Genomic DNA, 24043 nt, shown 5'->3' on the forward strand with positions numbered 1-24043 from the left:
TTAGGGCCGAAATCCCGAGTTGAGGTGTGTATCGAGGCCCCGTACCAGCTCCCGCAGGAGATGATGCCGCGTGATAAATCACGCGGCGACCTCTGCAACATCAGGTACAGCGCCCGCTACACACCACGCCCCCGCCGAAGTCGTCTCCCTCGCCCGCCAGATCCCGGAGGACTACGTGGACTTCTTCCTGAGAAGGGTACTGGACATCGACGAGCCGTTCGGAGGTATCCAGGTCCTGTTCATGGGAGACTTCATGCAGCTTCCCCCGGTATCGTCAGCGGACCACGGATACTTCGACTGGGCGTTCTACTCCCACTCGTGGGTGTCCGCCAACATCAAGTGCGTGGCACTCACCAAGGTATACAGGCAGGCAGACGGCCCCTTTGTGGAGATGCTCAACCGTATCCGCATGGGAGATCCTCCCACACCCGAGCAATGGGAGTTGCTGAGAGGATGCCTGGTGCCTGCAGACGAACTGAGCGAGGCCACCTTCATCACCCCGTACAACAGGAAGGTGGACTCCGTGAACCAGTACCACCTGGCCAAGCTCCCTGGCGACCCCATCCATATCCCGGCCATATTCGACATACGAGACAACCATATAAGGGGGAACATGACACGAGAGGTGGTTCGCAAACAACTGTGCGATACCACGATCATGCGATCCACGTTGTCCCTGAAGATCGGCTGCCGGGTGATGCTGCTGAAGAACGACGTGGCACTGTCCTATGTGAACGGGTCGCAGGGCATACTGGAGAACATCAACTACGACCAGAGCGAAGAGCGCAAGATCGTATCCCTGACCATCTACCTGGACAGATGTCTGGTGCCGATAACCCTGGACCAGATCGAGCGTGGCGAGGACCCGCGCAGGGTGACCGTGCACAGGCACACCTCCACCCGAGGCAACCACGAGCCCGAGGAGGACGTGGCGCACGTGGAGGATCCTGAGACAGGGGAGCTGGTGGGATGGGACGCTGCCATCGAGGAGGTCAAGGACCAGCAGGTGAAGGTGTGTTACTCCGACACCCGCAGCTGCAGAAAGGCCCTGTTCCGTCCGCTACGCTCGATGGTCGCGGTACGGATACCATCCTCCCCGGGTGGAGAGAGGGTGACGCCATCCTGAGTCCAGTCGGTCAGGTTGGTGCTGGTCCACACCTCGTAGGTGATGCCTGGGGTGTCACCCCGGAAGGTTAGTCCAGCTGTGGTCTCGGCCAGCTCGATGCCCGGGAGGTTGTTGCGGTTGCTTGTGTTTGGGTTGAGCTGGAGCGCGTACTCCATCAGCAGGGTGACCCCGTCCCCGTTGGTGTCCGAATTGAGCGAACTGGTGTAGTCGACCCGGTGCTGCAGAAGCCAGCTGGCCGCCGGGTAGGTACTCTGGTCGATTTCCACCTGATTGTACATTACCGTTCCCGGGGCGTCCGGGTATCCAGGTGACTGCGTCCACGGCTCGACATCGAACCCGGTGTTACCGCTGAGATAGTAGATGGTGAAGCCCGGACTGTACGCTGTGAAGAAGACCTGTGTCCCGTAGGCCTCCGGAGCATTCCCGAGGAAGTAGGCGCTCTCCAGGTTTCTACATCCGTCGAAGGTCAGGAACTCGATGCACGTGACCGATGCAGGAAGGACGACACTTTTCAGCGACGAACATAATTTGAAGGCATAGCTGCCGAGTGTCTCCACTCCACCCGGGATGACGATGTGCTGCAGGTTCTGACACCATTCGAAGGTGCGGTCCTGGATCGCGGTGATGCCTTCGGACAGGTGTACGGTTTCGAGACTCCAACAATCTTGGAAGGTGGCGTACCCGAGGGTCGTCACGGTGTCCGGCAGATACACGGTAGTCAGGAGGAAGCACTTGCTGAAGGCATAGGCGCCCACTGTCTGGACTCCTTCGGGAAGCTCTATACTGGTCAGGCCCTCGCATAACTGGAAGGCCCCGTATAGAACGCCCTGCAGTCCTCCGGGGAAAGCTATTGAAGTTAGCTTGTGGCTTGTGACGAATGAATCCGAGCCAATGTAGAGTACTCCGGGAGGTACGTTGTAGTGTCCTGGTCTGCCGGGCGGGTAGCGTACTAGTGTAGTGGCATCCTTGCTGAACAACACTCCGTCCACGCTCGTGTAGGTGTTGTTCGCCGGGTCTGTCTGGATGGACAACAGGCTTGAGCAGTTTGTGAAGGCTGATGGCTCAAGGCTGCTGATACTTGAAGGCAGACTGATGGCGACCAGTGAACTGCAGTCCCGGAAACACCCCGTGAGGATCTCTGTAACGCTCGAAGGGATCGTGATACTAGCCAGGCTGTCGCAGCTGTCGAAGGCGAATTCACCGAGGTAGGACACCGATCCCGGGATGGTGATGCCGGTCAGGTGGGTACAGGAGCTGAAGCTGTGGTCGCTTATGGTCGTAACTCCTGCTGGCACCGTAAAGTTCCCCAGGCTAGCCAAGCCACCGGGAGCGACGACGAGCTTCTTCATGTCTGCCGTGTAGATGACTCCGTCGACACTCGTATAGCTGGTGTTGCCGGGTTCAAGAACGATGGATTGTAAGTTGGGACACCCGGCGAAGGCGGCAGTGGCCAGGGAAGACAGACCGCTCGGCAGTGTTAAGGTCTCCAATAGGGTGCATCCACGGAATGACTCCAAACCGATAGAGGCAAGGCTGTCCGGCAGAGTAATGCTGGTGAGGCTGGAGCAGTGTTGGAAGGCCTGGTTCTCGATCACGTCCAGCCCGGCAGGTAGTGATACGCTCGACAGGCTGGAGCATCCCCGGAAGAGTGATTCGGGGATGGTCGTTATGCCGGATGGGATGGCTATAGAGCTGAGGCTGGTACATCCTGAGAATGCGCTCGTACCCAAGGATGTCAGATTCTGCGGCAGTATCACGTTATCCAGCAGCGTGCAGTTCGAGAAGGCTCCCAGACCGATGGTCTCTACGGTGGAGGGCAGTTCTACACCCGTGAGGGCCGGGCAGTTGGAGAAAGCGGTGATGCCTATCGTGGTCACGCCCTCGGGGATGATTACCGAAGTGAGCTGTGTACATCTGTCGAAGGCCTGATAGCCGATGGTCGTGACAGGGAGCCCCTCGATGTCCGCCGGGATGGTCACCGGACCTGACACATTACGCTCGCACAAGGTGATGGTCACCGAGGTATCATCGACAAGCTCGTAGGTAAGCGGCCCAATGGTGCCAGCGCGTATGCAAGCAGGAGCCATGGCCAAGATAGCCACCCATGCGCAAAGCAGGAAGGTCGCGGCAGAACGTAAGGAGTGTGAAGCGGGATGAGTCATGGAGCCAGTATCTTGAACGTGCCATGAACCGTTGTTGGTGTCCTACGAGCGAGACTACTTCCATATGCGATCTACGACACGCGGATATTCATAGGGAGGCTTCCTCCGGGTGTCGATGAGATAAGGTACGAGGGGCTGGTGACAATATCGCTCGAGGCAGTCTGTATTTTTGGGTAACATGCTGACCATACAGGATGCCGAAATATGCGTATCTACTCATGGGCTTCTCGATACGCTCGCTGGTTGTAAAGTAGCTGCCGGGCACAATCCTGACGATATAGACCCTAGTGACTTCGTGCTTATCTTCGACAAAGAAGAACACCACGAGGTCTACCTCAAGTCCGAGTTTCTCCGGGATAATTGTGGCACTGAAGAATCCGGCGGTGCTAAGCAGCATCTATTAGAGGGTCAATAGGTTACGAGGACGATAAAAAGTATATATGCGTACGCGCGTGCAACTATGATTTTTCTAGTTTGGCGTGCGTGCGTATATAGGAATCTATCGTCCTTGTAACTATCTAAGGTTCTAGAATATCCTGCTTAGCACCGCCACATTTTCTGATTAAGGACACTGTACTCGGTGATATAAGGTTTCACTGGCACCACAAGGTCTACCTCAAGTCCGAGTTTCTCCGGGATAACTGTGGTACCGAAGAAACCGGCGTCGCACAACAGGATCTCTTAGAGGGTCAATAAGTTACAAGGACGATAAAAAGTATATATGCGTACGCGCGTGCAACTATGATTTTTCTAGTTTGGCGTGCGTGCGTATATAGGAATCTATCGTCCTTGTAACTCTCTAAGGGTCTAGGACATCAGGTTGTGCGGCGCCACATTTCCTGATTAAGGACATTGTACCCGGAAAACCATCTGGTACAATAGGATGAAATCTCACCCCCGGTTTCTTTCCAGGCAGATGCCAGGTAGCCGACGAATCACTATTCTCTCGAGCGAACTCCTCTCACCCGGACTCCACGAACTGGAGCTGGAGATCAGGCCTGACCTTGTAGCGTCCCGTATCTGTGTAAGGGCACAGCTAGAGCCCGAGCGGATGACAGTAAGAGGGGACGGGGAGTGGTGGTACTGCGTCGAGCGAGCGTGTCTGGTACCCCACGTGCTGAGCGTGCATATAGCAGAAAAATAATGGCAGCCCCTTCTGTCGTCTGTCTGGGGCTGCCGTGTTGTGCCATCTTTCTCTATGGCTGGTTGTTTGCTAATCCCTCGATGTCTTCTTCCCGGTAGCGTATCGAGCGAACACCTACCAATATGGGCTGGAGTTGTCCACGCTGCTCCATCCTCTTGAGTGTGGAGATGGATACTCCCAGTCGTTGAGAAGCATGCCTGCGAGTGATCAGCTTTGTTTTGTCTTTGTACATGTTTTGTGGTACTAGATAGCGAGCAGATTAAACCTTCAGTCTTCTACTGGTGCTCGTCGTCCAGTGTGAAGCATTCATAGCAGCACATAGGGGATCATGCAAATTATTTTGGAAACAATATTCATATTATGTTTCCATTTGAGATCGAGACAGATATGATCCGGCTGTCATGAGAGCTAGTAAAACAGACGAACAACATGCCTTGATAAAGTTGAGAGAGCTTCTGAAGTTGTCACAGCGTAATCTGGTAGCGGGGTTTTCAGGCCCCTATATCGGGTCGGTCGAGCGAGGAAGAGCGAAGGTTTCTAGAAAACTTTCCGAAGCTATACGGAAAGAGCATGGCGCATGGATTCAGCCCGGCTTTGATGTCACGGATGTGTATGAGGCTTTCGGGCCGGAGTGGGAGCAGGAGCAGCATGTAGTGAAGAAAATGTCCGAAGGTAAGGTATTGTTTACCGGCGATTACAAGTCTGGCGAGGACCTGAGGGCTGCACTGCAGAGGGAGGAGGAGGGGCTAGCAGGTAAGAAAAGTGTGCACGCCGTCCATGTGATGCCCGGCAAGCTCACCTTGAAGAGGTACAGCGAGGACTCCAAAGCCGAATACTTGAGCCATCGCATGCGCCACGAGGAAGATCCAAAGAGGCACAGACTTGAGAAACAAAAACTCAATGTGCTGGTGGAGATGTTGCTGGATATGTCTCCCGACTATGAAAGCGAGCTGAAGATGTACCGCAGCCTGTCGACAGCGATAGAGCAGGTCATAGCCAAGCATGATCTTAAAGACAAGGTGAAGGCGGCATACGAGGCTCGCATCCAGTCCTTGCTGGACCTCTTTCCCGGCTTTGAAGGCGCAAAGAAGGTTAATGTAATAGCGGTTACAAAGCTCATGCATAGGCAGAAAACTCCGATGGATACTCCTCCTAAGAGCGATAGCTTTATCGATGCTCTAGTAACTCCGCAGGACTTCGAGTTATTCAAGGACTGGTCCCGGGAGGCGATGGACAAGGAAACATGGCTAAGAATCTATGACGAGGCTTCAGAGGCTGCGAGAGGAGAGGACTAGAACTCTGGTACAATACGCTTTTTCTTGTCCACGTAGTAGCTCGAAGTGATCTGGATATTACTGTGTCTAAGGAATAGTGAAGCGGCGTGGATGCCGTGCTCAGCCGCGATCACTGATCCGACTTCCTTGCGCAGCTCATGGATTGGCTTCTTGGCGGTGACACCTTGCATCCTGAGCCAGTTTCTCAGGTGGTCGAGTGATTTGCGGCAGCGGTAACGGCGGTGCGTATCGTTGTTTGTAGGGGCTGATTCTGAGTCGATCACAAAAATACCAGAGGATTGTTTCTTGTACTCGGCTAATAAGGTTACTGTGCTATCGGACAAGTCGATGGCTCCCTCAGAATCATCAGATTTTGGCTGATGGTACGCGGTCGCCTGCACATGAAGTGTACAGGAGTCGAGATCGATGGAGGACCACAATAAGTGGTCGATTTCGCTTACCCGGAGACCGCAGCGTAGCGCGAGTTGCAGAATCAGATAGGCGTTCGGGTGAGATGTCCTAAGCTGTCTGTCGGCCAAGTCTAAGATGCGTCGCGCATCGATCTTGCTCCTGTATCGAGTCGTCCCGGCGTTAAGCTGTGAAAGTTCGGCGAAGGGGAGGGGCGTAGGTAGCTCTATCAGGTTTTCTAAAAGAGGGAGTAGCTTACGGCTGAACAAAGCCTTGCTGTTCCTGATACAGCTGTTGGCGGTGGTAATGGCGCTCTTCCTAGCTGAGGCATCTTGGGAGTGACGGCTGATGTAGTCTGCGCGCCAGGCGGATACGCGCTCAGGGGTGATGAGTGATAGCTCTACTTGGTCAACACTGGCTACCCATTTTTTGTGAGCAGGTCCATAAAAGCGTTTGGCGATGGAGAGTCCTTCTAGTTCCGATACGATGCGCCTGAAGGCCCTGACATAGGTGCTGATAGTTTCAGGACGTGCAGTACTCAGCCTGCTGGCGTGCTCTATCAGGTCTCCGACAGTTTTACCTTTGGTGCTGGTGTCCGGTGTCTGCTTGTCAGCCAGATCTGGACGGTGTGTCTCCAGGGCGTGTAACCAACCATAGTCCACGATGTCCTGATAGATGTCCCTGGCCTTGCGTGCAGCCAACTCTTTGTCGGGTGACTCAAGACTGAAGTATTCGCGCCTGCCCTTGTACGAGAAACGAACAGAATAGTTGGGGCATGATGCTCCGCGTGCCTTGGGTTTGTATATCTTCTCCTTCCAGTACGCGATGCTCGTCTTCGATTGTGTGGCCGGGCGGCGGACTGGGGCCGGGTCGCTGATCTGCTTGCCATTTGCTTGCCACTTTTGAAGGGTCTGGTGTGGTATTTTCTGCATACCCCTGACTACACCCGGTGATCATGATTGGTAGTAAAATGTATTGTGCTACAAGGGGTTGTGGGTTCTTGTGAGGTCGTGGGTGATCATGCGAGATCTGGTAACAGTGTAGACTGTAAATCTGCTCACGAAAGTGTACACTGGTTCGAATCCAGTCCTGCCCACCACCTTTCAAAAAAGGACTCATGAGTTGCTCATGAGTCCTTTTTTGTTGTCCCACCCAGTCCAGGCTGTGAGCAGCTCTCGGCGGCGGAGTCTTTCATTGAGTGTATCACTACTGGTCCAAATACCGTCGTGTAATGATTTTGAAGGATGAGGGAATAAAGCTGGGGCGCATTTCTCTCATTGTATGTAGGCAGAATTCTGTTTGCTCTAACGACTATGTTGCTGATTTCAAAACTGCTGTTAGTGCTTAGCATGACCATCTCACTGGTGAATCCAGTGTGTTGTTGCAGTGGTGTTGAGAGTCAGCAGACGGAACAAACCTCGTCCTGTTGTGGGGGTGAGGAACCCGGGGATAATGGGCACGAAAAAGATGGGACGCGCTTCTGTGATTGCCATCAAGATCAGTCGGCTCAGCTAGACAGTCCCGAGCTGCCTGCTCCCAATGAGCAAAGCCTGTTGGCCAAGCACGGTTGGGAGGTCATGCCTAGAACGAGGCTGCTTCCTAACAAGTTATTGCACTTAGCTACCACGGTACAGCCTCCTCCTTTGAATCTTTCTCAAAGTTATTGCGTGTATTTGCTTTGATCGATTTTTGTGAGAATCGGGCACCTTGTGTGTGCCTCAGACACCTTAACGAGAGGTGATGACGGACTAATTTCTATAGATCCGTGTCGCAAGGTTAGGGATTCTATATCCTTGGTTTCTCCGTAACTACCTGATAGATTAGGGTAGTATGTACCAGGTGTCCCTAGATGAAGCTGTGAAGTCAGTAGCACTGTCTGGGCTTCTCTATTTGATCAAGTCTTCGTGTGCCAGCTGCCTTAATGATGCAGCTGGCCACTCAAAAATCATTTTCAATTCAAAGCAATACATCAAAATATGAAATCAATTATCGTCGTCATCCTCAGCGCGCTGAGTTTCCTCCTTGTAGCCTGCAACCAAAGCACGGAAGCCAAGACTGAGGCTCAAACCAAGCCTAGTGAAGTCAGTGCAGAGTATCCACTGGATGTGTGTGTGGTCTCCGGAAAGAAATTAGGCTCGATGGGGGACCCCTATGTAGTTACTTATGAAGGGCAGGAAGTGCGCTTCTGTTGCTCTCACTGCGAGCCCAAATTTCAGAAGGATCCAGCCAGCTACCTGGCCAAGCTCAAGAAGGGAAAGGAGTAATCTGATTTAGATATTTAAATCGTTGTAATCTATTCGGCGGATTGTGGCCGTGCCAAATGAAGGGAGTCCGCAATTCGCCATATCGCACGTCACACAAAATCTTTGATACTCGATCACCATGAAGAAATCAGCGTTCATTCTAACCAGTCTGGGAATCGCGAGTTTATTATCCTCTTGCCAAAATACCTCACCCACGTTGGTTGAACCCATCGGGGGATTGGGAGTCAAGGGGGCTGATACCAGCGAAGCGAGGGCCTATACAGTGTCCTCAAGTGCTAGTGTAGATGACCTGATTGACTTGATGGAAAAGCATCAGCCGGCCTTGATCTCTGCTGCCGCAGAAGTAGAGCGGCTTCGTGCCCAGTCCGTGGTAGATGCATCTCTGCCAGACCCAATGGTTAAATTGACTGCAGGTGATATGGCCGAGACCGCCGCAGGTAAAGTCGAGGCGATGATAGGCGTGGAGCAGAAAATTCCTCATCTGGGTAAGCTCAGTGCACTAAAAGGCCGCACCCTGGAACAGGTGAAAGCGGCGTCAGCCGCACGGCAAACGATATCCTTGAAGCTGGCCTATCAGTTACGTAATGCCTACTGGAGTTACTATCAGGACCATCAGAGCATCGGGATTCACCAGCAGAACAAGGCGCTCCTGAATGACCTCCGCCAGAGTGTGGAGGCCAGGGTTGCCGCTGGTGGAGCAGCTCAAGAGGATCTGTTGAGAATCTCTACGGAGATTGCCAAAGTAGATCGTGAGATTATCCAGCTACGGAGAAATCTGGCAACTTATCGTGCTACACTGAATACCCTGCTGTTCAGGCCTCCGTCTTCGAATCTTCCGGCCCCGAGGTATAGTGGGGCTACGCTGAGTAACCAGGAAATGCACGTGGTAGCGAATAGCCATCCGGAAATTCGCCAGGCACTTGCCCAGATGAGGGCTGCGGAGCAGAGCATTCGCTTGGCAAAGCTCCAGCGATCACCTGATTTTGTGGCTGGTCTGAGCTATGGTGCGGTCTCTTCTTCTGGTTTGGCGCCTTCCGCCAATGGCCGTGATCAAGTCATGGGGACCATTGGAATGAGCATTCCTCTCTGGGAAAAGAAAAACCGGGCTGTGGAGGCTAGTGCACGCTCTGCCTTGGATGCGGCGAAAGCTGGTACCAGTGTGGTCAGGCAAAATTTGCGATCTGAAGCGGCCTCTGCTGCAGCGGACATTTCCGCTCAGCAGGAGCTCATCAGTCTGTTTGACAAGCGGATCATTCCCGACAGCAAGCAGGCCTTTGAATTGTCTACGACGGCTTACTCGAACGGTAAGTCATCCTTCACGGACGTGATCGATACCTGGCGGCAGCTGCTGAACTATGAGCTACAGCAAGTGGCTAACAAAGCTTCTTTGGGGAAAGCGACCGCGCGATTCAAGTACGCAACGAATAGTTAACATACCAAATTTAAAGGAGTAATCATGAAACGATTATTGAAACTAGTACCAATCCTTCTGGTGCTTGGTGTCACCTTTTACGTCGGCTGGTGGATCGGTCATCCTGGATCGGAAAAGGCTGACCAGACGGAGAAGGCGAGTGATACCTGGTGGACATGCTCCATGCATCCTCAAATCAAGCAGCCCAGCCCCGGCTTATGCCCGATCTGCAATATGGACCTTATCCCGATGAGTGGAGGGGGAGAAGAGGATGGACCTACGACACTCACGGTAAGTGAGTCGACCGCGAAGGCCCAGAACATCAGGATTAGCCCCGTAGTAGCTCGTCATGCAGCGCGAAACATCGATTTGGTAGGAACTGTTGCCGCGGACGAGAGAACCTTGTCACGCGTGACTGCCAGGGTATCCGGCCGGATAGATCGCTTGTTTGTAGACTACACAGGCGTGCCAGTGCGTAAGGGCGATCATTTGGCGAGTATCTATTCTCCGTCACTCTTAGTGGCTCAGCAGGAGCTGATACAGGCCAAGAGAAACCTCGATGCAGGATCAGGTGCGAATGCTTCATTGCAAAGTACTCGTCAGGCGCTTTATCGCGCTGCTCGCGAAAAGCTCAGGCTTCTGGAGCTGACAGAGGATCAAATCAATGACATCGAAAAACAAGCTAGCCCGAGTGACCACCTGACCTTGTATGCTCCACAGTCTGGTATCGTGTTAGACCTGAATGTCAGGGAGGGAGACTATATCCAGACTGGACAGGTTCTGTTCTCTCTGGCGGATCTATCGAGCGTGTGGGTGAATTTGGAGGCCTATGAGCAGGATTTGCCATGGCTGCGGTTTGCTCAAGAAGTGAGCTTCACGACTCAGGCTGCTCCAGGAGAGACATTTCAGGGTCGCATCGCTTTTATCGATCCGGTTGTGGATCCGGCAACCCGCACTGCTCGAGTCAGGGTCAATGTCAAAAACCCTGATGGGCTGCTGAAGCCGGGGATGTTTGTCCGCGGTGCGGTGACTTCTACTCTAACAGGTAAAGGTTATCTGCTGGAAGCCTCACTGAAGGGCAAGTGGGTCTCACCAATGCATCCGGAAATCATCAAGGATGGTCCGGGTAAATGCGATATCTGTGGCATGGATTTGGTTCCAGCTGAGCAGCTTGGATTCCGAATGGATGAGGGGGGTGCCAAAGCTCCATTATTGGTGCCAGCATCTGCGGTGCTGCGGACTGGGGGTCGCGCTATTGTCTACAAGAGGCTCAAGCCTGAAGGAGAGTCTCTTAAATTCCAAGGGACTGAAATTATCTTGGGACCAAGAGTGGGGGATTCATACATCGTAGCGGGTGGTCTCAGCGAAGGAGATTTTGTGGTCACGCAAGGAGCCTTCAAGATCGACTCTGAGCTGCAGATCAGAGCTAAGCAGAACATGATGTCCATGCCTGCATCCTATGCAGGACCTCCTGTACCCAGCAAAGCCTTGGATAAGGGCCAGCTCAAGGCTCTCAATGATCTACTGGTGACGTACATGAGTCTGACACGTCATTTAGCCCACGACCGTGAGGCAGAAGCTGCCAAGCTCATCCCGGATTTGATTAAACAAGGTCAGGTCATGAAACAACCAGCCATCCAATCAGCTACCCGGGCTTTTGAGGGAAAGCGTAACAGGGATCAAATCACCCAGGGATTGCCTGCGCTCACAGCTGCGTTGGCGGATGTTGTGCGGAACCGTGCAGCCGACCAGTTAGAGACTCCCGTTTATCTTGTCCATTGCCCGATGGCGATGAATGACAAAGGGGCAGACTGGCTACAAATCAATCAAGAGGTGGAAAATCCTTACTTCGGATCAGAGATGTTCAGCTGTGGCTTGGTGAAGGCTCAGCTCACCGTGAAGGGGGATAAATCGGCACAAGGCCAGGACTCTGAACCCCAGGTTGAACCCAATCGACCAGAAGGGGGACATGAAGGGCACAATCACTAATTTGAATATTCACGAAACCAATTCATGAGTTCATTGATACAGTTCTGCCTGCGGCAAAAGCTTGTCGTCATTCTCTTGTTGGCCTTTTTCGTAGGCTGGGGAATACGTGTGGCTCCGTTTGACTGGGAGACAAAGATCATTCCTCGCGATCCTGTGGCGGTCGACGCCATTCCGAATCTGGGCGATAACCAACAGATCGTCTTTACGCCCTGGTCCGGGCGTTCACCGAAGGATGTAGATGATCAGATTACTTACCCGATGACGGTTGCCTTGATGGGGGTTCCGGGAGTGAAAGAGGTGAGGTCGTATTCCTATTTCGGTTTCTCCTCAATCTACCTGGTCTTTGAGGAGGATATTGATTTCTATTGGTCCCGCTCCCGGGTTCTGGAGAAACTCAATTCCTTGCCCAGCGGAACCTTACCTGAGGGGGCGACCCCGGCACTCGGCCCGGATGCTACCGGACTGGGGCAGATATTCTGGTATACGCTGGAGGGACTGGATCCTGATGGAAATAGAGTGGGAGGCTGGGACCTGGATGAACTGAGAGCCATCCAAGACTGGCAAGTACGGTACGCTCTTCAGGGAACACCGGGAGTCGCGGAAGTTTCCTCCATTGGGGGATATGTGCGGGAGTACCAGGTGGATATAGACCCGGACGCCTTGAGGTCTCAGAAAATCACTTTGGTACAGGTGGCCAATGCAGTGCGAGCCTCGAACAAGGAGACGGGTGCTCGTAACCTCTCGATCAATGGCGTGGAGTATATCATCCGCGGAGTAGGTTATGTCAAAGAGCTTGATGACATCCGCAAGGCGGTCGTGGCCTCTCGCAACGGGACTCCCATCACTGTAGGGGATGTGGCCAGTGTCTCGCTGGGGCCGGCACAGCGCAGAGGCGCTCTGGATAAGAATGGCCAAGAAGCAGTGGGAGGAGTGGTAGTAGCCCGCTTTGGAGAGAACCCACTGGAGGTTATTCAAAAGACGAAAGCGAATATCGAGAATCTGACCAGCGGCTTACCTCAGCGTGCTGTAATCCTGTGGGATAAAACAACACCAATGGAAGTCCGTGAGTTTTTTGCTGAACTGGAGCTTCCTGAGTCTGCGAGTGAGAAGGAAAAGACCACTCAGCTTACGAAGTATCTTCAGAGTCATCCTCGCGATCAATGGCCTGAGTGGGCGACACTTTCCAAGGTGACCCTGGTGCCATTCTATGACCGCACGGGATTGATTGGTGAAACACTGGGGACTCTCAATGATGCTCTCTATCAGCAGATCCTGATTACGATCATTGTGGTGGTTATCATGGTCCTGCATTTGCGCTCGTCCATATTGATCAGTGCCATGCTGCCCTTGGCCGTGCTGATTACATTTATCGCGATGAAGCTCTTTGGAGTGGATGCCAATGTCGTTGCGCTCGCAGGGATTGCGATCGCTATTGGTACCGTGGTGGACATCGGGATTGTGCTCACGGAAAATATTTTGAAGCATCTGAAGGAAGCTGATCCTGATGAATCCAGACTGGAGGTAATCCAACGAGCGTCCACAGAAGTAGCCTCAGCGGTGACAACTTCCGTGGCCACCACGGTGACCTCATTCCTCCCAGTGTTTCTTTTGACTGGAGAAAATGGCAGGTTGTATCGACCTCTGGCGTTTACCAAGACCTTCGCTCTGAGTGCGTCTTTGATTGTAGCCATTACGATTATTCCACCGGTGGCGCACATGCTCATGCGGAGGTGGTCAAAGCAGAAAGAGTCGGAAAAACGGCCAAGCTTGATTGGCAAGATCATGAAGTCCAGATCGACTAATCTAGGGATCTCGATAGCTGTTGCTATGGTCGTAGGGTGGCTCTTGGCTGGCGACTGGGCCCCACTGGGGCTGGACAGGGCACATCTGTCTAATTTCTTCTTTGTATTCCTGATCGTAGGCTCGCTGCTGTTCTTCTTCTGGTTATTCCAGAAGGTCTATGTGCGGGTGCTTCGCTGGTGCTTGGGAAACAAAGTTTTGTTCCTCAGTGTACCGATGGTTCTGCTGATGCTGGCTTTAGTGATCTGGAAAGGCTTTGCTCCTGTGGTGAGCTGGATCCCAGGTGGAACAGCCGTTGCTGAGAGTACTTTTGGGAAAGATCTTCAGAATCATTTCCCGGGGCTGAAGAACGAGAATAGGCCAAGACTGGATGAGGGGTCATTCCTACTTATGCCAACTACCAGTACTCATGCTGATATTGGGGAAGCCATGGATGCCCTGCGCCAGTTGGATGAAGCAGTCTCGAAAATTCCAGAGGTGACTTTAGTTGTCGGCAAGTTGGGGCGGGCTGAATCAGCGCTCGATCCAGCGCCTATATCCATGTTCGAAAACGTGATTCAGTATGCACCTGAGTTCAAACAGGACGAGCATGGGCGGCCGATCAAGTACCGCTACGATGAAGACACCGAATCCTATGTTTATAGTGATCAAGGAGAGTTGATTCCAGATGAGTCAGGTAGACCATTCCGCCAATGGAGGCCACACATCAAGTCGCCTGACGACATCTGGCGTGAGATCGAGAAAGCGGCCTTTGTGCTCGGGACGACTTCCGCGCCTAAGCTCATGCCGATTGAAACGCGTCTAGTCATGCTGCAGACAGGCATGAGGGCTCCAATGGGGCTTAAGATCAAAGGCCCAGATCTGGATACCATCGAGAAAGTGGGAGTTGAGATTGAAACCTTGCTCAAAGACTCGGGTGTCGATGGTCTGAATCCAGCCACGGTGATTGCCGACAGGATTGTTGGTAAGCCTTACCTGGAGGTTATTCCTGATCGCGAAGCTGCCGCCCGTTATGGGCTGAATGTGGCAGACATTCACGATGCCCTGGAGATGGCTGTGGGAGGCAAACCAGTGACGACAACCATCGAGGGGAGAGAGCGTTTCTCTGTCCGGGTCCGCTACATGAGGGAAAAGAGGGACAACATTGAAGATCTCCAACAGGTGCTGCTCACCGCTCAAGATGGAGCTCTCATTCCTCTCTCTCAGATTGCACGTGTGCATTATGTGAGAGGTCCGCAAATGATCAAAAGTGAGGACACCTTCCTGACTGGCTATGTGACCTTTGATAAGATGGACGACGCAGCTCAGCTCGATGTTATCGAGCGGGTGAAGGATTATCTGGAGAAGATGCAGGAAGAGCGACGTTTAATCCTTCCACCGGGAGTGTCCTATCGCTTTGCAGGCTCCTATGAGGAGAAGCAAGAGTTCGACCGGAACATGCGGTTGATCTTACCAGTGACACTTTTTGTGATCTTTGTGATCCTTTATCTGCAGTTCCGTTCGGTACCGACAACATTGACACTGCTGACCGCGATTGCCGTGGCCTGCTCAGGAGGTTTCCTCATGCTTTGGTTGTATGCACAGCCTGGCTTCCTTGATATCAATCTGTTTGGAGCTAACCTGCGTGATCTGTTTCAAGTGAGAGAGGTGGCATTATCCACGGCCGTATGGGTGGGCTTCATCGCATTGTTTGGTATTGCCACGGATGATGGTGTGGTCATCACTACCTATCTGAAGCAGTCTATCGAGAAGCATAGCCCCAGTGACAAAGAGGGGATCAGAAAAGCTGTGGTAGAAGCCGGAGCACGACGTGTAAGGCCTTGTCTGATGACCACCGCGACCACTCTGCTGGCGCTCCTGCCGGTTCTGACCTCAACCGGGCGTGGCTCAGATATCATGCTGCCGATGGCGATTCCGGTATTTGGTGGAATGACTATCGAACTGCTGACAATGTTTGTCGTCCCGACGCTCTACTGCTGGCAGAAAGAGCTGAGATTGAAGCGACAGAAATAACTGAGTTAAGTTAGAAAGACGAATGCATGGGCTGGTAGTCTCTCCAGTCCATGTTGTCGATAGGCTAGATTCTTCTGAGGGCGATGCCTGTAATGAGAATTCTGGAGGAGGGTTGATTACAAAACTGACTCAGTTGAGACATGAAAGTGATCATAGTTTGAATATGGCAATATGGCGGTCGACAGATTTTCCCGGGGCATCTGGGAGAGGACGGGAATGGGGGTTTCGTATGGTATGAACGAGCTTGGCTCCCAATGACTGAATGGCTTGTAGAGCGAGAAAGTGCTCCCGGTCAAAATAGGAAGTAATGATGAGCAGCCCCTCGCTTTTGAGTGAGTGGAGAGCTTGGTCGTAGATTCGATGCCAAGTAAGGTCTCCATTCCAGAAATTCTGGTGGCGCATGAAGGCTACGTCGAACGGCTGACTGAGTTCGTCAACTTGATGGAGCTTTGAGGCGTCCTGAACGAGGAAGGCTGCCTGGGCGCCTTGTAATGATTTCCATCTGAGATTGGCCTCTGCAATCTCTCTGTCTCGGATATCGACTCCGATCATGGTCAGTTCAGCAGCACAGGGGGAGAGGATTCTGTGGAGCACACCTGTTTCGTCAGCCCGGCCGCATGCGAGATTGAGAATCCTGAGATTTGACAGTTCAGACTTCAGGTATGGACGTAAGAGAGAGTCCAGCAGAGTGTGGAGTGTATCGAGATCGCTTTCGGTGTGTTGATTGGAAAAATCTAAGTCCATGTGAATTATGCCCCCAAAACATTGAAATAACTATGTCTGTGGGCTGCTTTCAGGTTTGCCTTGGAGGTATTCCATGCTACGACAGAGGAGTTATTAACTCAACACCAAGTCGCAGTGAACCCTTTCAACTCAGTAAACCAAGACGTGCAGAGCACGATTGAAACCATCAGTAACGAATTCGCGATTGCGGGTGAGTTTGTGGAGGGACACGAGATCAACTCGGGCTTGATTAATACGACCTACATTGCCACCTATGAAATGCCCAGTGGGGAGGTTCAGCGATACATTCTGCAGCGTATCAATGAGAAGGTGTTCAAAGACCCACTAGCAGTTATGCATAATGTGGAATGTGTTACCCGTCATATCAACTGGAAGGTTTTGAGGGTGAAGAAAGATTTGGGTGGTCAAACTCTTAACCTCTACCCAGCTCGTGGTGGTCGCTTTTTCGCAGTAGGCAAGGGCGGCGGCATTTGGCGCTGCTATAACTACATCGAGGGATGTCATACTTATGATATCGTGGAAAATACCCGCCAGGCTTATCAGGCTGCTCGGGCATTTGGTGCGTTCCAGGACCTCGTCTGCGATATTCCCGTCCAGGAAATTCTGGAGACGATCCCTGATTTCCACAATACGCCGAAGCGATACCAGCGACTCATGGAGGTGGTAGAGAAGGACCCATGTGGGAGGCTGAAAAATGTCTCAGCTGAAGTGGACTTTGTCCGTCAGCGTGAAAAGGTGTGCGGTCGTCTGATCGCACTGATGGAGGAGGGCTTGCTGCCTCGTCGTATTACTCACAATGATACGAAGCTGAACAATGTCATGATTGATGCCGAGACAGATGAGGCGGTCTGTGTGATCGACTTGGATACCGTGATGCCTGGTCTCTCACTCTACGATTTTGGTGATTTGGTGAGAACGGCAACCAGCCCGGCGGCAGAGGATGAGACAGATCTCAGCAAGGTGGAGATGAGAATGCCGATGTTCGAAGCATTGGCTGAGGGCTATATGGACGGGTGTGACTGCCTGACCAAAACTGAAATCGACCACCTAGTCTACGGTGGTAAAGTGATCACTCTAGAGACAGGTATTCGTTTCTTGACCGATTACCTTGAGGGGGATGTTTATTTCAAAGCTCAGAGGGAAGGTCACAACTTGGATCGCTGCCGTACCCAGTTAAAACTCGTGGAACGCATCGAGGAAAAAGAAGAAGCCATGAACGCCTTTGTGCGCAGAGTGGCCAAAGGAAGGCGGTAATGAATATGGCCTTGGTAACTTTGCTACCAAGAAATACCCGCAGGTGGGCTATGTTCTAGACTGCTATCTACTGAGCCTACTCCAGAATCATATTCTTGGCAGAAGACCATGACTTCACCATGAGGTAGAATTGTGTTGGCTAGAGTATAGCTTCCTGATGATTGGGGGCATACAGGCATTTTAGGAAGTGCTTTATCGGCACCCACGAGATCTTGCATGGCAAGAGGTGAGCCTATGGATAGCTGGCCTACATTTTGAGTCGAACGAATCGCTTTATGGATTTGATTCAAATTGGTGATGCATGCCGAGCGATTGGAGTGATTGATGTAATATTTTCCAGCCATAATCAAAGTTGAAACCAGTAAAATGATTACAGCGACAATGATGGTTAGCTCGATGATAGTTACACCTCTGCGTGATGCGGAAGCATTCAGGGATTGGGGGGACATGATATACGAGGGGGGTTAGACTAATTTCCCTCTAACATCATCTGTAAATCAAGGTTTATTACTCTTTGTGAAACAATATTAACTTATGTGTTAATCAAAAGATATGTCCAGTTAACGCTCTCCGTAGTCATGCAAAGATCTCAACAACAGGCGATGAGTTATTGCCAATGGTGAATGGCCTCCCTGACGGAGAATGAATTTTTTCATTAGTTGGGATACCCAAAGCGTGTGCAATAGTTGCATTGAGCTGCTTTGGTTCTACCGGCTTATCCTTGACTCTGAGGCCTTTTGAATCTGTTCGGCCGTAGGAGGTGCCTCCTTTGATTCCACCTCCTGCTAGTACACAAGAATAGGCTGCAGGATAGTGGTCTCTGCCGTTCTGATGCTCCGCAACGATCTCTGGCGAACGCCCGAACTCGGTAGCCAGAACGACCAAGGTGTTCTGGAGAAGTCCTCGAGAGTGAAGGTCCTTGATCAAAGTGGCATAGGCTATGTCTAATATCTGGCAGCGTGCTTCCACTGAGGTGAAGTTGTCATAGTGAGTATCCCAGCCTCCCAAGGTGACTTCGACAAAGCGTACCCCGTGTTCGACCAGTCTTCTGGCTAGCAAGCATCCCTGACCAAAGTGATTTTTCCCATAGTCGTTCTTGAGCGTTTCGGGTTCCTTATTGATATCAAATGCTTTGAGGTCTTTAGATTGCATCAATCTTATAGCCTCTTCATAGAGGTTGTCGTACTCCTTGATTGTGGGGTGGGAAAACTGGTCGTGGAAGTTTTTGTTCAAAGTGTCTGCCAGAGCTAGCCGGCGATTGAAATCATCTTCACTACAAGTATGCGCGCGTGTGGAGTTTTTGAGACCTTGGTCTGGACGGCCCAAGGGGACACCAGAGTATCTAGCGCCGAAGAACCCACCAGAGGCTTGATCGGGTGAGCCACCAATCGAGACAAAGCCCGGAATGTCAGGATTTTTCCTGCCTTTAAGCTTGTTTACCCAGGCTCCAAGAGATGGATGGCTAATCGTGCCGCGCATGGCATAGGAACGGTGAAGCATGTACTGACCTTGTTCGTGGGCACCTTGCTTGGATGTCATCGAGTTGATCACACAGGCGTGGTTCATTACTTTGGCAGTCTCAGGGAGGTATTGTGTGATCTGAATGCCATCGGCGGCAGTAGCGATGCTCTCGACAGGTCCTTGGATTTCCTTTTTGTTAGGCTTGGGGTCGAAGGTGTCGATGTGCGACATGCCTCCAGCCATGTTGAGAAAGATGACATGGTCTGCTTTACCTGCACCATTGGCCGTTGACTTGGCAAATGCCGGAGATGCGATGGTAGAGCCTAGCATGGGAAGCACTGTAACGCCCAGGTAGGACTTGGCGGCATTGGTTATAAATCTGCGTCGGGTGATCTCGTTCATGGCTTTAGGCTTATTGGACGAAGAGAAATTCTCTGGTGAGTAACAGGGCTGAAATGATGTTAGGGTAGGCTTTGTCCCCAGTCTGGGCGACTTCCTCTTTCATGATGTCCATCTCCAGAGCGGTTGGAGTGCGGGAGAGAATGGAGAGAAAGATCACTCTGATTTTGTCTTCTGGACTTGAGTAGGAAGATAATCTTTTATTAAGGGCAGCGGATTCGTTTGAGACGACCATAGTTTCCACCTGACCATTGAGGGTATCAAGAATTTGGCCAACGTTTGGTTCGCGGCTGGATGAGTCGACAAGGAGTCGGTCGGATTGTCCGAACTCCCTGAGGAAATGACCAGCAGGTGCCGGGGTGGGGAGTTCCGAGGCTCTGGCTAGCCCTGATGCCGGTCCGGGGCGGGAACCACCGTTCATCATCCTATCTTGTTTGCCCTTGCTGTCTTCGGCTTCAGCGATGAGTTTATCGAGATACTTTTCGAGTTTGTCGGCGCTATCCAGAGAGAGTATTTCCCTGCTTAGCGTAGCCATGTTTTTACCTTCTAGATTAAGCTGCTTGCCATTTAGATAGATGGCTTTGGAGAATGTACGGCTGGGTAGCTGATCCGGGTGCTCGCTCGTGAGAGTGACCAGTGAGTCCCAGACCTGCTCCGCGCTCATACGTTGCAGTTGCCTTCCGTGAAAATCATAGGCCACAGACGGATCTCTAAGGTCTGGGCTAGTGGAGAAAGTGTAGGTGCGCGTGAGCAGAAGGACGTGCTGGAATTTTTGCAAATCGTAATCCAAGTCTTGCATTAACTTGATCAAGAAGCGGGTGAGTTCAGGTGATGCCGTTTTCTCTGGCTCTACATACTCATCGACGGGTTCGTATAGTCCTGTGCCCATGATTCTCTTCCACATGCGATTTACGATCACGGAGGCAAAGCGTGGGTTTTCAGGGGAAACCAGCCACTCGGAAAAGCGTTTTTTGCCATCTTCAGCATCGCGCCGGTCAGACATCCGGATCATTTTTCCAAAGGGTGTGCGAGCACCCACCCATTCACCAGGGTCAGCATCGCGGTATTGATAGTCACTGGGTAATTTGATTCGGCCTGAACCTGGATTTTCGAGTGAGGTATAGTAGATGGAATCTCCCAGTTGACGGAGTAGCTGGTACTTGGGGTTTTTGCGATTATCCTCTTTGTTGAGTGATCGGTAGAGTTCCCTGTAGGATTGCCCGTTGATTTCAGATTGCTTGTTCGAGAATGCGGCTAGTCGGAAATAGTCTCTTCTCTCCCAGTCTTCGTAGGGGTGGTCGTGACACTGAGCGCATTCCATGCGGGTGCCGGTAAAAGTACGCATGGTATTGGCCAAGTTATCCAGAGGCATGCCTTTGTCTCTGATGTAGTAGCCTACTGCTCCGTCCTCCCAGATTGATCCTTCAGCGGTGATGAGTTCGCTCGTGAGCTTGTCCCAGGGCTTGTTGTAGGCAATGGATTCTCTGAGAAAATCGATATAGGCAGCAGCCGAAGCTCCACGTCTGGTGAAATTCTCTTGGACTCTGAGTAAGTCGAATAGCCAGTTCGTCACGGATGAGCGGTATCCGGGGCTTGCCATGTAATAGTTGATGAGCAGTTTGCGCTTGTCTGGTGAGCTGGATTCCAAGAATGCGACAGATTCATCGAAGGTGGGGATACGTCCAGCAACAACAAGTGCGGTGCGACGCAGAAAAATTTCATCTGAAATACCATCGGGCACAGTGAGCTGCTTTCTTTTGAAGAGAGCTGCGACATGCTGGTCGATCTTATGTGCAGCAGCCTCCATGTGCTCCCTGCTGCCTGGACTAATCTTCTTGTTTTGACCGTAGACAGACAGCATTAGGCTGGCTCCAAGCAAAGCTGAGAGTAGGCATTTTACTGGCTGCATGAGTGAGGAGCGTAGCATGGTTATACGTTTCTACGCTATAACTTGCACACGGTTACAACTTTAGGCAAGTAGACTATTCTTGAGCGAAAGAGCTACGTAGTGCCGGCATTTCGGGAAATAAAAAGCGAGAGCCCTATGGTGAGGCTCTCGCTGAATCTTACGAGGAGTAGATGAGTGTGCTCTAGTTATTGGTAGCTCAGTTGAGCAGATGCCGTGGTGGCATCGCCAGCGACTACGCGTACCCAGTGTGCAGCAAAATCCTCAGGAAAAGTGTGTTTAAATGTTTCTCCAGCTTTGACTTCGAAGGTTTGGTAACGGGCAAAGTCACCAGTGCCGAGATAGTCGATTTCAACACCGAAGCGAATAGTCTTGTCAGACTCATGGCTGATCTCGATTTGCTTTTGCTCGTAGCCAAGCATCAGGTAGGGGTCAGATGCCTGGCCTTTGCTTACCTTGGTCTCAAGCCATGGCCCGCCATGGCCCTTCGGTTTGCCGAATTTCCAGAGATCGTCTACTTCGCCCAAGAAAAGAGAGTGCTGGTCGTCCAGTCTCAGGTTGTGCTCTGATGAATTATCTGAGCTGGAGCCTGAGAAAACGAGCATTCCACGCCATGAGCAGAAATCATGGATGTGTTTGCTGTGGCTGCTGATCGGCTTCATTTGCCAGAAGTTGATGAAGTGGCCTGGCTTCGGGCGGGGGAGTTCGTAGAAAGTGCCGTGCAGGTTCATGTGGGTGCGTTCAGTCACGACCTCTCGAATGTGGCGGACTTTGTTCACAGTGGCGTCGAATGCCTTGTGTCCTTTAGGTAAACGCAGCCTAGTTTGCTTGCCATTGGCATCTTTGAAGTCGATGTAGGCGGAAGCTTTGTCTAGGCCGACGCGTTTGTCTGCTTTGATAGAAATAGATGAGTACACCTTTTGCTCAGTAGGGCTTGTTGCTCGAGCTTGGGCATCCAGCTTGCCATCGACTTCGATCAGTTTGCCTCCTTCTAGATAGGCGTCGAGCTTCATCTCAGAACCTTCTGGCAGTTGTAGGGTTGTTCCAGCCGGGGCTTTGGTCGTGATTTCAGCTAGCGCTTCGAACTTGTCGTCCATGGACTGGTTCGGATATTTGCTGGAAAGGTGAAAGTAGGCACTGGCTCGGTCAGTTGCGTCCAAAGGCTTTAGACGAACCCACTGGGTGTCAGGGAGGATCTCCTTGAGTGATACCGCGAGATAGCCTGTGTCCTGATGATGTGCGTTACCGCTATATGTCTCATATTCAGGTTTGTTTTTGGTGAGGATAAGGCAGGGGATGGTGACTGTTTTCCAAGTGGACCAGTTTCCAGTTCCTTCCTTATCCGTTTGAATTTCTACCCGGACATTGTAGCCGCCTTTGTGGCGAAGATGAAGGGTGCCTGACTCAAAGCCACCCGTAAAGAAGGGTTCACTCGTGGTCTCGGCATCAAAGGAGTCATCAATCCAGACGCCGCCAAATCCTGACTTAGGTCCCCATTGGCTGAGCTCGGAGTAGTCACCGATCCACAGATTAGACTGGGCTTGTTTGACGAATGCGTTGTCAAATTTTGAGGCATCGTCCTTGCCCATGACCAGCTTGCCATTGAACATGGCATAGTCCACGGGCATCTTGGTGTAGGTGCCGACGGGCTTGATGCCTCCGTAGTTGGATGAGGAGAATGTCTGTGGGAATTCAAAGAAGAGCCCATGCATGTGGCCTAGGAATTTGCCTTCCTCGATTTCCCGGATGCGTGGCCACTCTGTATTCCAGCCGTGCGCGGCGTCTTGGGTATAAGAGGATTTCGGCATGCGAAATTTACTCCATTTGTCATCATCTAGCAGGAAAAGACGGACTGACTTTTGATCCCAACCGGTGGCCCAGAGGCGGTCCTCGTCTGCAGAGTTTCCTTCTAGGCCGCCAGGACCAGTGACTTCCACGAACTGGTTGCGAGCAATGACGGACCAGTCCTTACCATCCCAAGAGGCAAGGCAGCCGGAGGGGAAAGTTTGTTTTGGTTCTCCATTGTTAGAAATAACGAGTCGGCCATTGGATGTGTAGGCTCCTTTGCCGTGGTAGCCGGGTAAGTGAGTACGGGAAATGGAGATGGGGTCCTTGATGATAGGGGTAACCTTGAGTGTGTTCACATCCACTTCGTATAGGCCGTCCTCCATCGTGAAGTGGTAGATTTTGTTCTCCGGGTCAGTGAGGTGTCTGGCGGTAGCGGTGATACGACCAGGCATGGCCTTTTTCGGGTCGATGGTACGAACCTTGCCGCTCTTATCGATAGCGTGGTGACCGATGAAAAGCTGCTGGCTTTCAGGGTGGATCATCCTGTTGGCGGGAGTGCCGCCCACGGACTCCGGGCGTATGGTAAGATTCCAATCCTTGTCGATCTGGCGAAGTTTATCTGTGGAGCCATAGGGGAGATGGGGGCCGTAGGTATTTGTCCACAGTGATCCAGCCCATGGGACAACAGCTCCAATTCCGACTTCGCCTTCCATATTGGTGTGGGCGAGGTGTGGATAGACTCCGGAAAACGAAGTTGGCTCAGCGTAGGCGATGGAGAATCCTGTTAAAAGTGAAGTAGCGATTAGTTTGTGCATAGGCTATTACATACGGTAGGAGGGCTAGTCTTTTAACTAGATAGAGTAGTCGAAATACGACATTTGTTTGTCCTTGGTGGGGGGT

General features: G+C 51.9%; 16 protein-coding genes and 1 tRNA gene. 9 read left to right on the forward strand and 8 right to left on the reverse strand.

Annotated features, from left to right (window positions below):
- The first annotated feature begins 70 nt into the window (after nt 1–70).
- The gene (locus BUB27_RS05450; protein ID WP_143158566.1) at nt 71–1126 is read left to right on the forward strand and encodes a DEAD/DEAH box helicase family protein; all 1056 of its coding nucleotides are present in this window, start codon (nt 71–73) and stop codon (nt 1124–1126) included.
- Here BUB27_RS05450 and BUB27_RS05455 read toward each other — a convergent pair.
- Nucleotides 1018–3288 carry a leucine-rich repeat domain-containing protein gene (locus tag BUB27_RS05455; protein WP_143158567.1) on the reverse strand — a complete coding sequence of 757 codons (2271 nt, stop codon included), beginning with the start codon at nt 3286–3288 and terminating at the stop codon, nt 1018–1020. The genes BUB27_RS05450 and BUB27_RS05455 overlap by 109 nt on opposite strands.
- Nucleotides 3289–3466: 178 nt before the next feature.
- Here BUB27_RS05455 and BUB27_RS05460 point away from each other — a divergent pair, with 178 nt between their 5' ends.
- Nucleotides 3467–3703, forward strand: a complete 237-nt coding sequence (locus BUB27_RS05460) for a hypothetical protein (RefSeq protein WP_143158568.1) — start codon at nt 3467–3469, stop codon at nt 3701–3703.
- A 781-nt stretch (nt 3704–4484) separates the two neighbouring features.
- Here the strand turns inward: BUB27_RS05460 and BUB27_RS05465 are convergent.
- A complete protein-coding gene (locus BUB27_RS05465) occupies nt 4485–4664 on the reverse strand; it encodes a helix-turn-helix transcriptional regulator (RefSeq protein WP_143158569.1) in 180 nt (59 codons plus the stop codon).
- A 169-nt stretch (nt 4665–4833) separates the two neighbouring features.
- Between BUB27_RS05465 and BUB27_RS05470 the strand changes: the two genes are divergently transcribed.
- Nucleotides 4834–5727, forward strand: coding sequence for a hypothetical protein (locus tag BUB27_RS05470; protein WP_143158570.1), 894 nt, complete (start codon nt 4834–4836; stop codon nt 5725–5727).
- Here BUB27_RS05470 and BUB27_RS05475 read toward each other — a convergent pair.
- A complete protein-coding gene (locus tag BUB27_RS05475) occupies nt 5724–7046 on the reverse strand; it encodes a site-specific integrase (protein ID WP_143158571.1) in 1323 nt (440 codons plus the stop codon). The genes BUB27_RS05470 and BUB27_RS05475 overlap by 4 nt on opposite strands.
- Nucleotides 7047–7126: 80 nt before the next feature.
- Between BUB27_RS05475 and BUB27_RS18880 the strand changes: the two genes are divergently transcribed.
- From BUB27_RS18880 to BUB27_RS05495, 5 genes are all read left to right on the forward strand, one after another.
- Nucleotides 7127–7213 (forward strand) — tRNA-Tyr (locus BUB27_RS18880).
- Nucleotides 7214–8090: 877 nt separating this feature from the next.
- The gene (locus BUB27_RS05480; protein WP_143158572.1) at nt 8091–8378 is read left to right on the forward strand and encodes a YHS domain-containing protein; all 288 of its coding nucleotides are present in this window, start codon (nt 8091–8093) and stop codon (nt 8376–8378) included.
- 118 nt (nt 8379–8496) lie between these two features.
- A complete protein-coding gene (locus BUB27_RS05485) occupies nt 8497–9810 on the forward strand; it encodes a TolC family protein (protein ID WP_143158573.1) in 1314 nt (437 codons plus the stop codon).
- 24 nt (nt 9811–9834) lie between these two features.
- Nucleotides 9835–11778, forward strand: a complete 1944-nt coding sequence (locus tag BUB27_RS05490; protein ID WP_143158574.1) for an efflux RND transporter periplasmic adaptor subunit — start codon at nt 9835–9837, stop codon at nt 11776–11778.
- A gap of 24 nt (nt 11779–11802) precedes the next feature.
- Complete coding sequence (locus BUB27_RS05495) at nt 11803–15591, forward strand: efflux RND transporter permease subunit (protein ID WP_143158575.1); 3789 nt, start codon at nt 11803–11805, stop codon at nt 15589–15591.
- Between the two features lie 150 nt (nt 15592–15741).
- Here the strand turns inward: BUB27_RS05495 and BUB27_RS05500 are convergent, their stop codons facing one another.
- The gene (locus tag BUB27_RS05500; protein ID WP_143158576.1) at nt 15742–16335 is read right to left on the reverse strand and encodes a class I SAM-dependent methyltransferase; all 594 of its coding nucleotides are present in this window, start codon (nt 16333–16335) and stop codon (nt 15742–15744) included.
- Nucleotides 16336–16449: 114 nt separating this feature from the next.
- Between BUB27_RS05500 and BUB27_RS05505 the strand changes: the two genes are divergently transcribed.
- Nucleotides 16450–17589: a phosphotransferase enzyme family protein gene (locus BUB27_RS05505; protein WP_143158577.1), complete on the forward strand. Its 1140-nt coding sequence runs from the start codon at nt 16450–16452 to the stop codon at nt 17587–17589.
- A 23-nt stretch (nt 17590–17612) separates the two neighbouring features.
- On the opposite strand, the gene BUB27_RS05510 is transcribed toward BUB27_RS05505, so the two are convergent.
- The 4 genes from BUB27_RS05510 to BUB27_RS05525 form a co-directional block, all read right to left on the reverse strand.
- Nucleotides 17613–18038, reverse strand: a complete 426-nt coding sequence (locus BUB27_RS05510; protein WP_143158578.1) for a type II secretion system protein — start codon at nt 18036–18038, stop codon at nt 17613–17615.
- Between the two features lie 127 nt (nt 18039–18165).
- Nucleotides 18166–19452, reverse strand: coding sequence for a DUF1501 domain-containing protein (locus BUB27_RS05515; RefSeq protein WP_143158579.1), 1287 nt, complete (start codon nt 19450–19452; stop codon nt 18166–18168).
- A gap of 10 nt (nt 19453–19462) precedes the next feature.
- Nucleotides 19463–21376 carry a DUF1549 domain-containing protein gene (locus BUB27_RS05520; protein WP_143158580.1) on the reverse strand — a complete coding sequence of 638 codons (1914 nt, stop codon included), beginning with the start codon at nt 21374–21376 and terminating at the stop codon, nt 19463–19465.
- 167 nt (nt 21377–21543) lie between these two features.
- Nucleotides 21544–23958 (reverse strand): hypothetical protein, encoded by a 2415-nt coding sequence (locus tag BUB27_RS05525; RefSeq protein WP_143158581.1) that lies wholly within the window; start codon nt 23956–23958, stop codon nt 21544–21546.
- Nucleotides 23959–24043: the final 85 nt, after the last annotated feature.

The sequence above is a fragment of the Rubritalea squalenifaciens DSM 18772 genome, from assembly GCF_900141815.1.
GTDB lineage: Bacteria > Verrucomicrobiota > Verrucomicrobiia > Verrucomicrobiales > Akkermansiaceae > Rubritalea > Rubritalea squalenifaciens.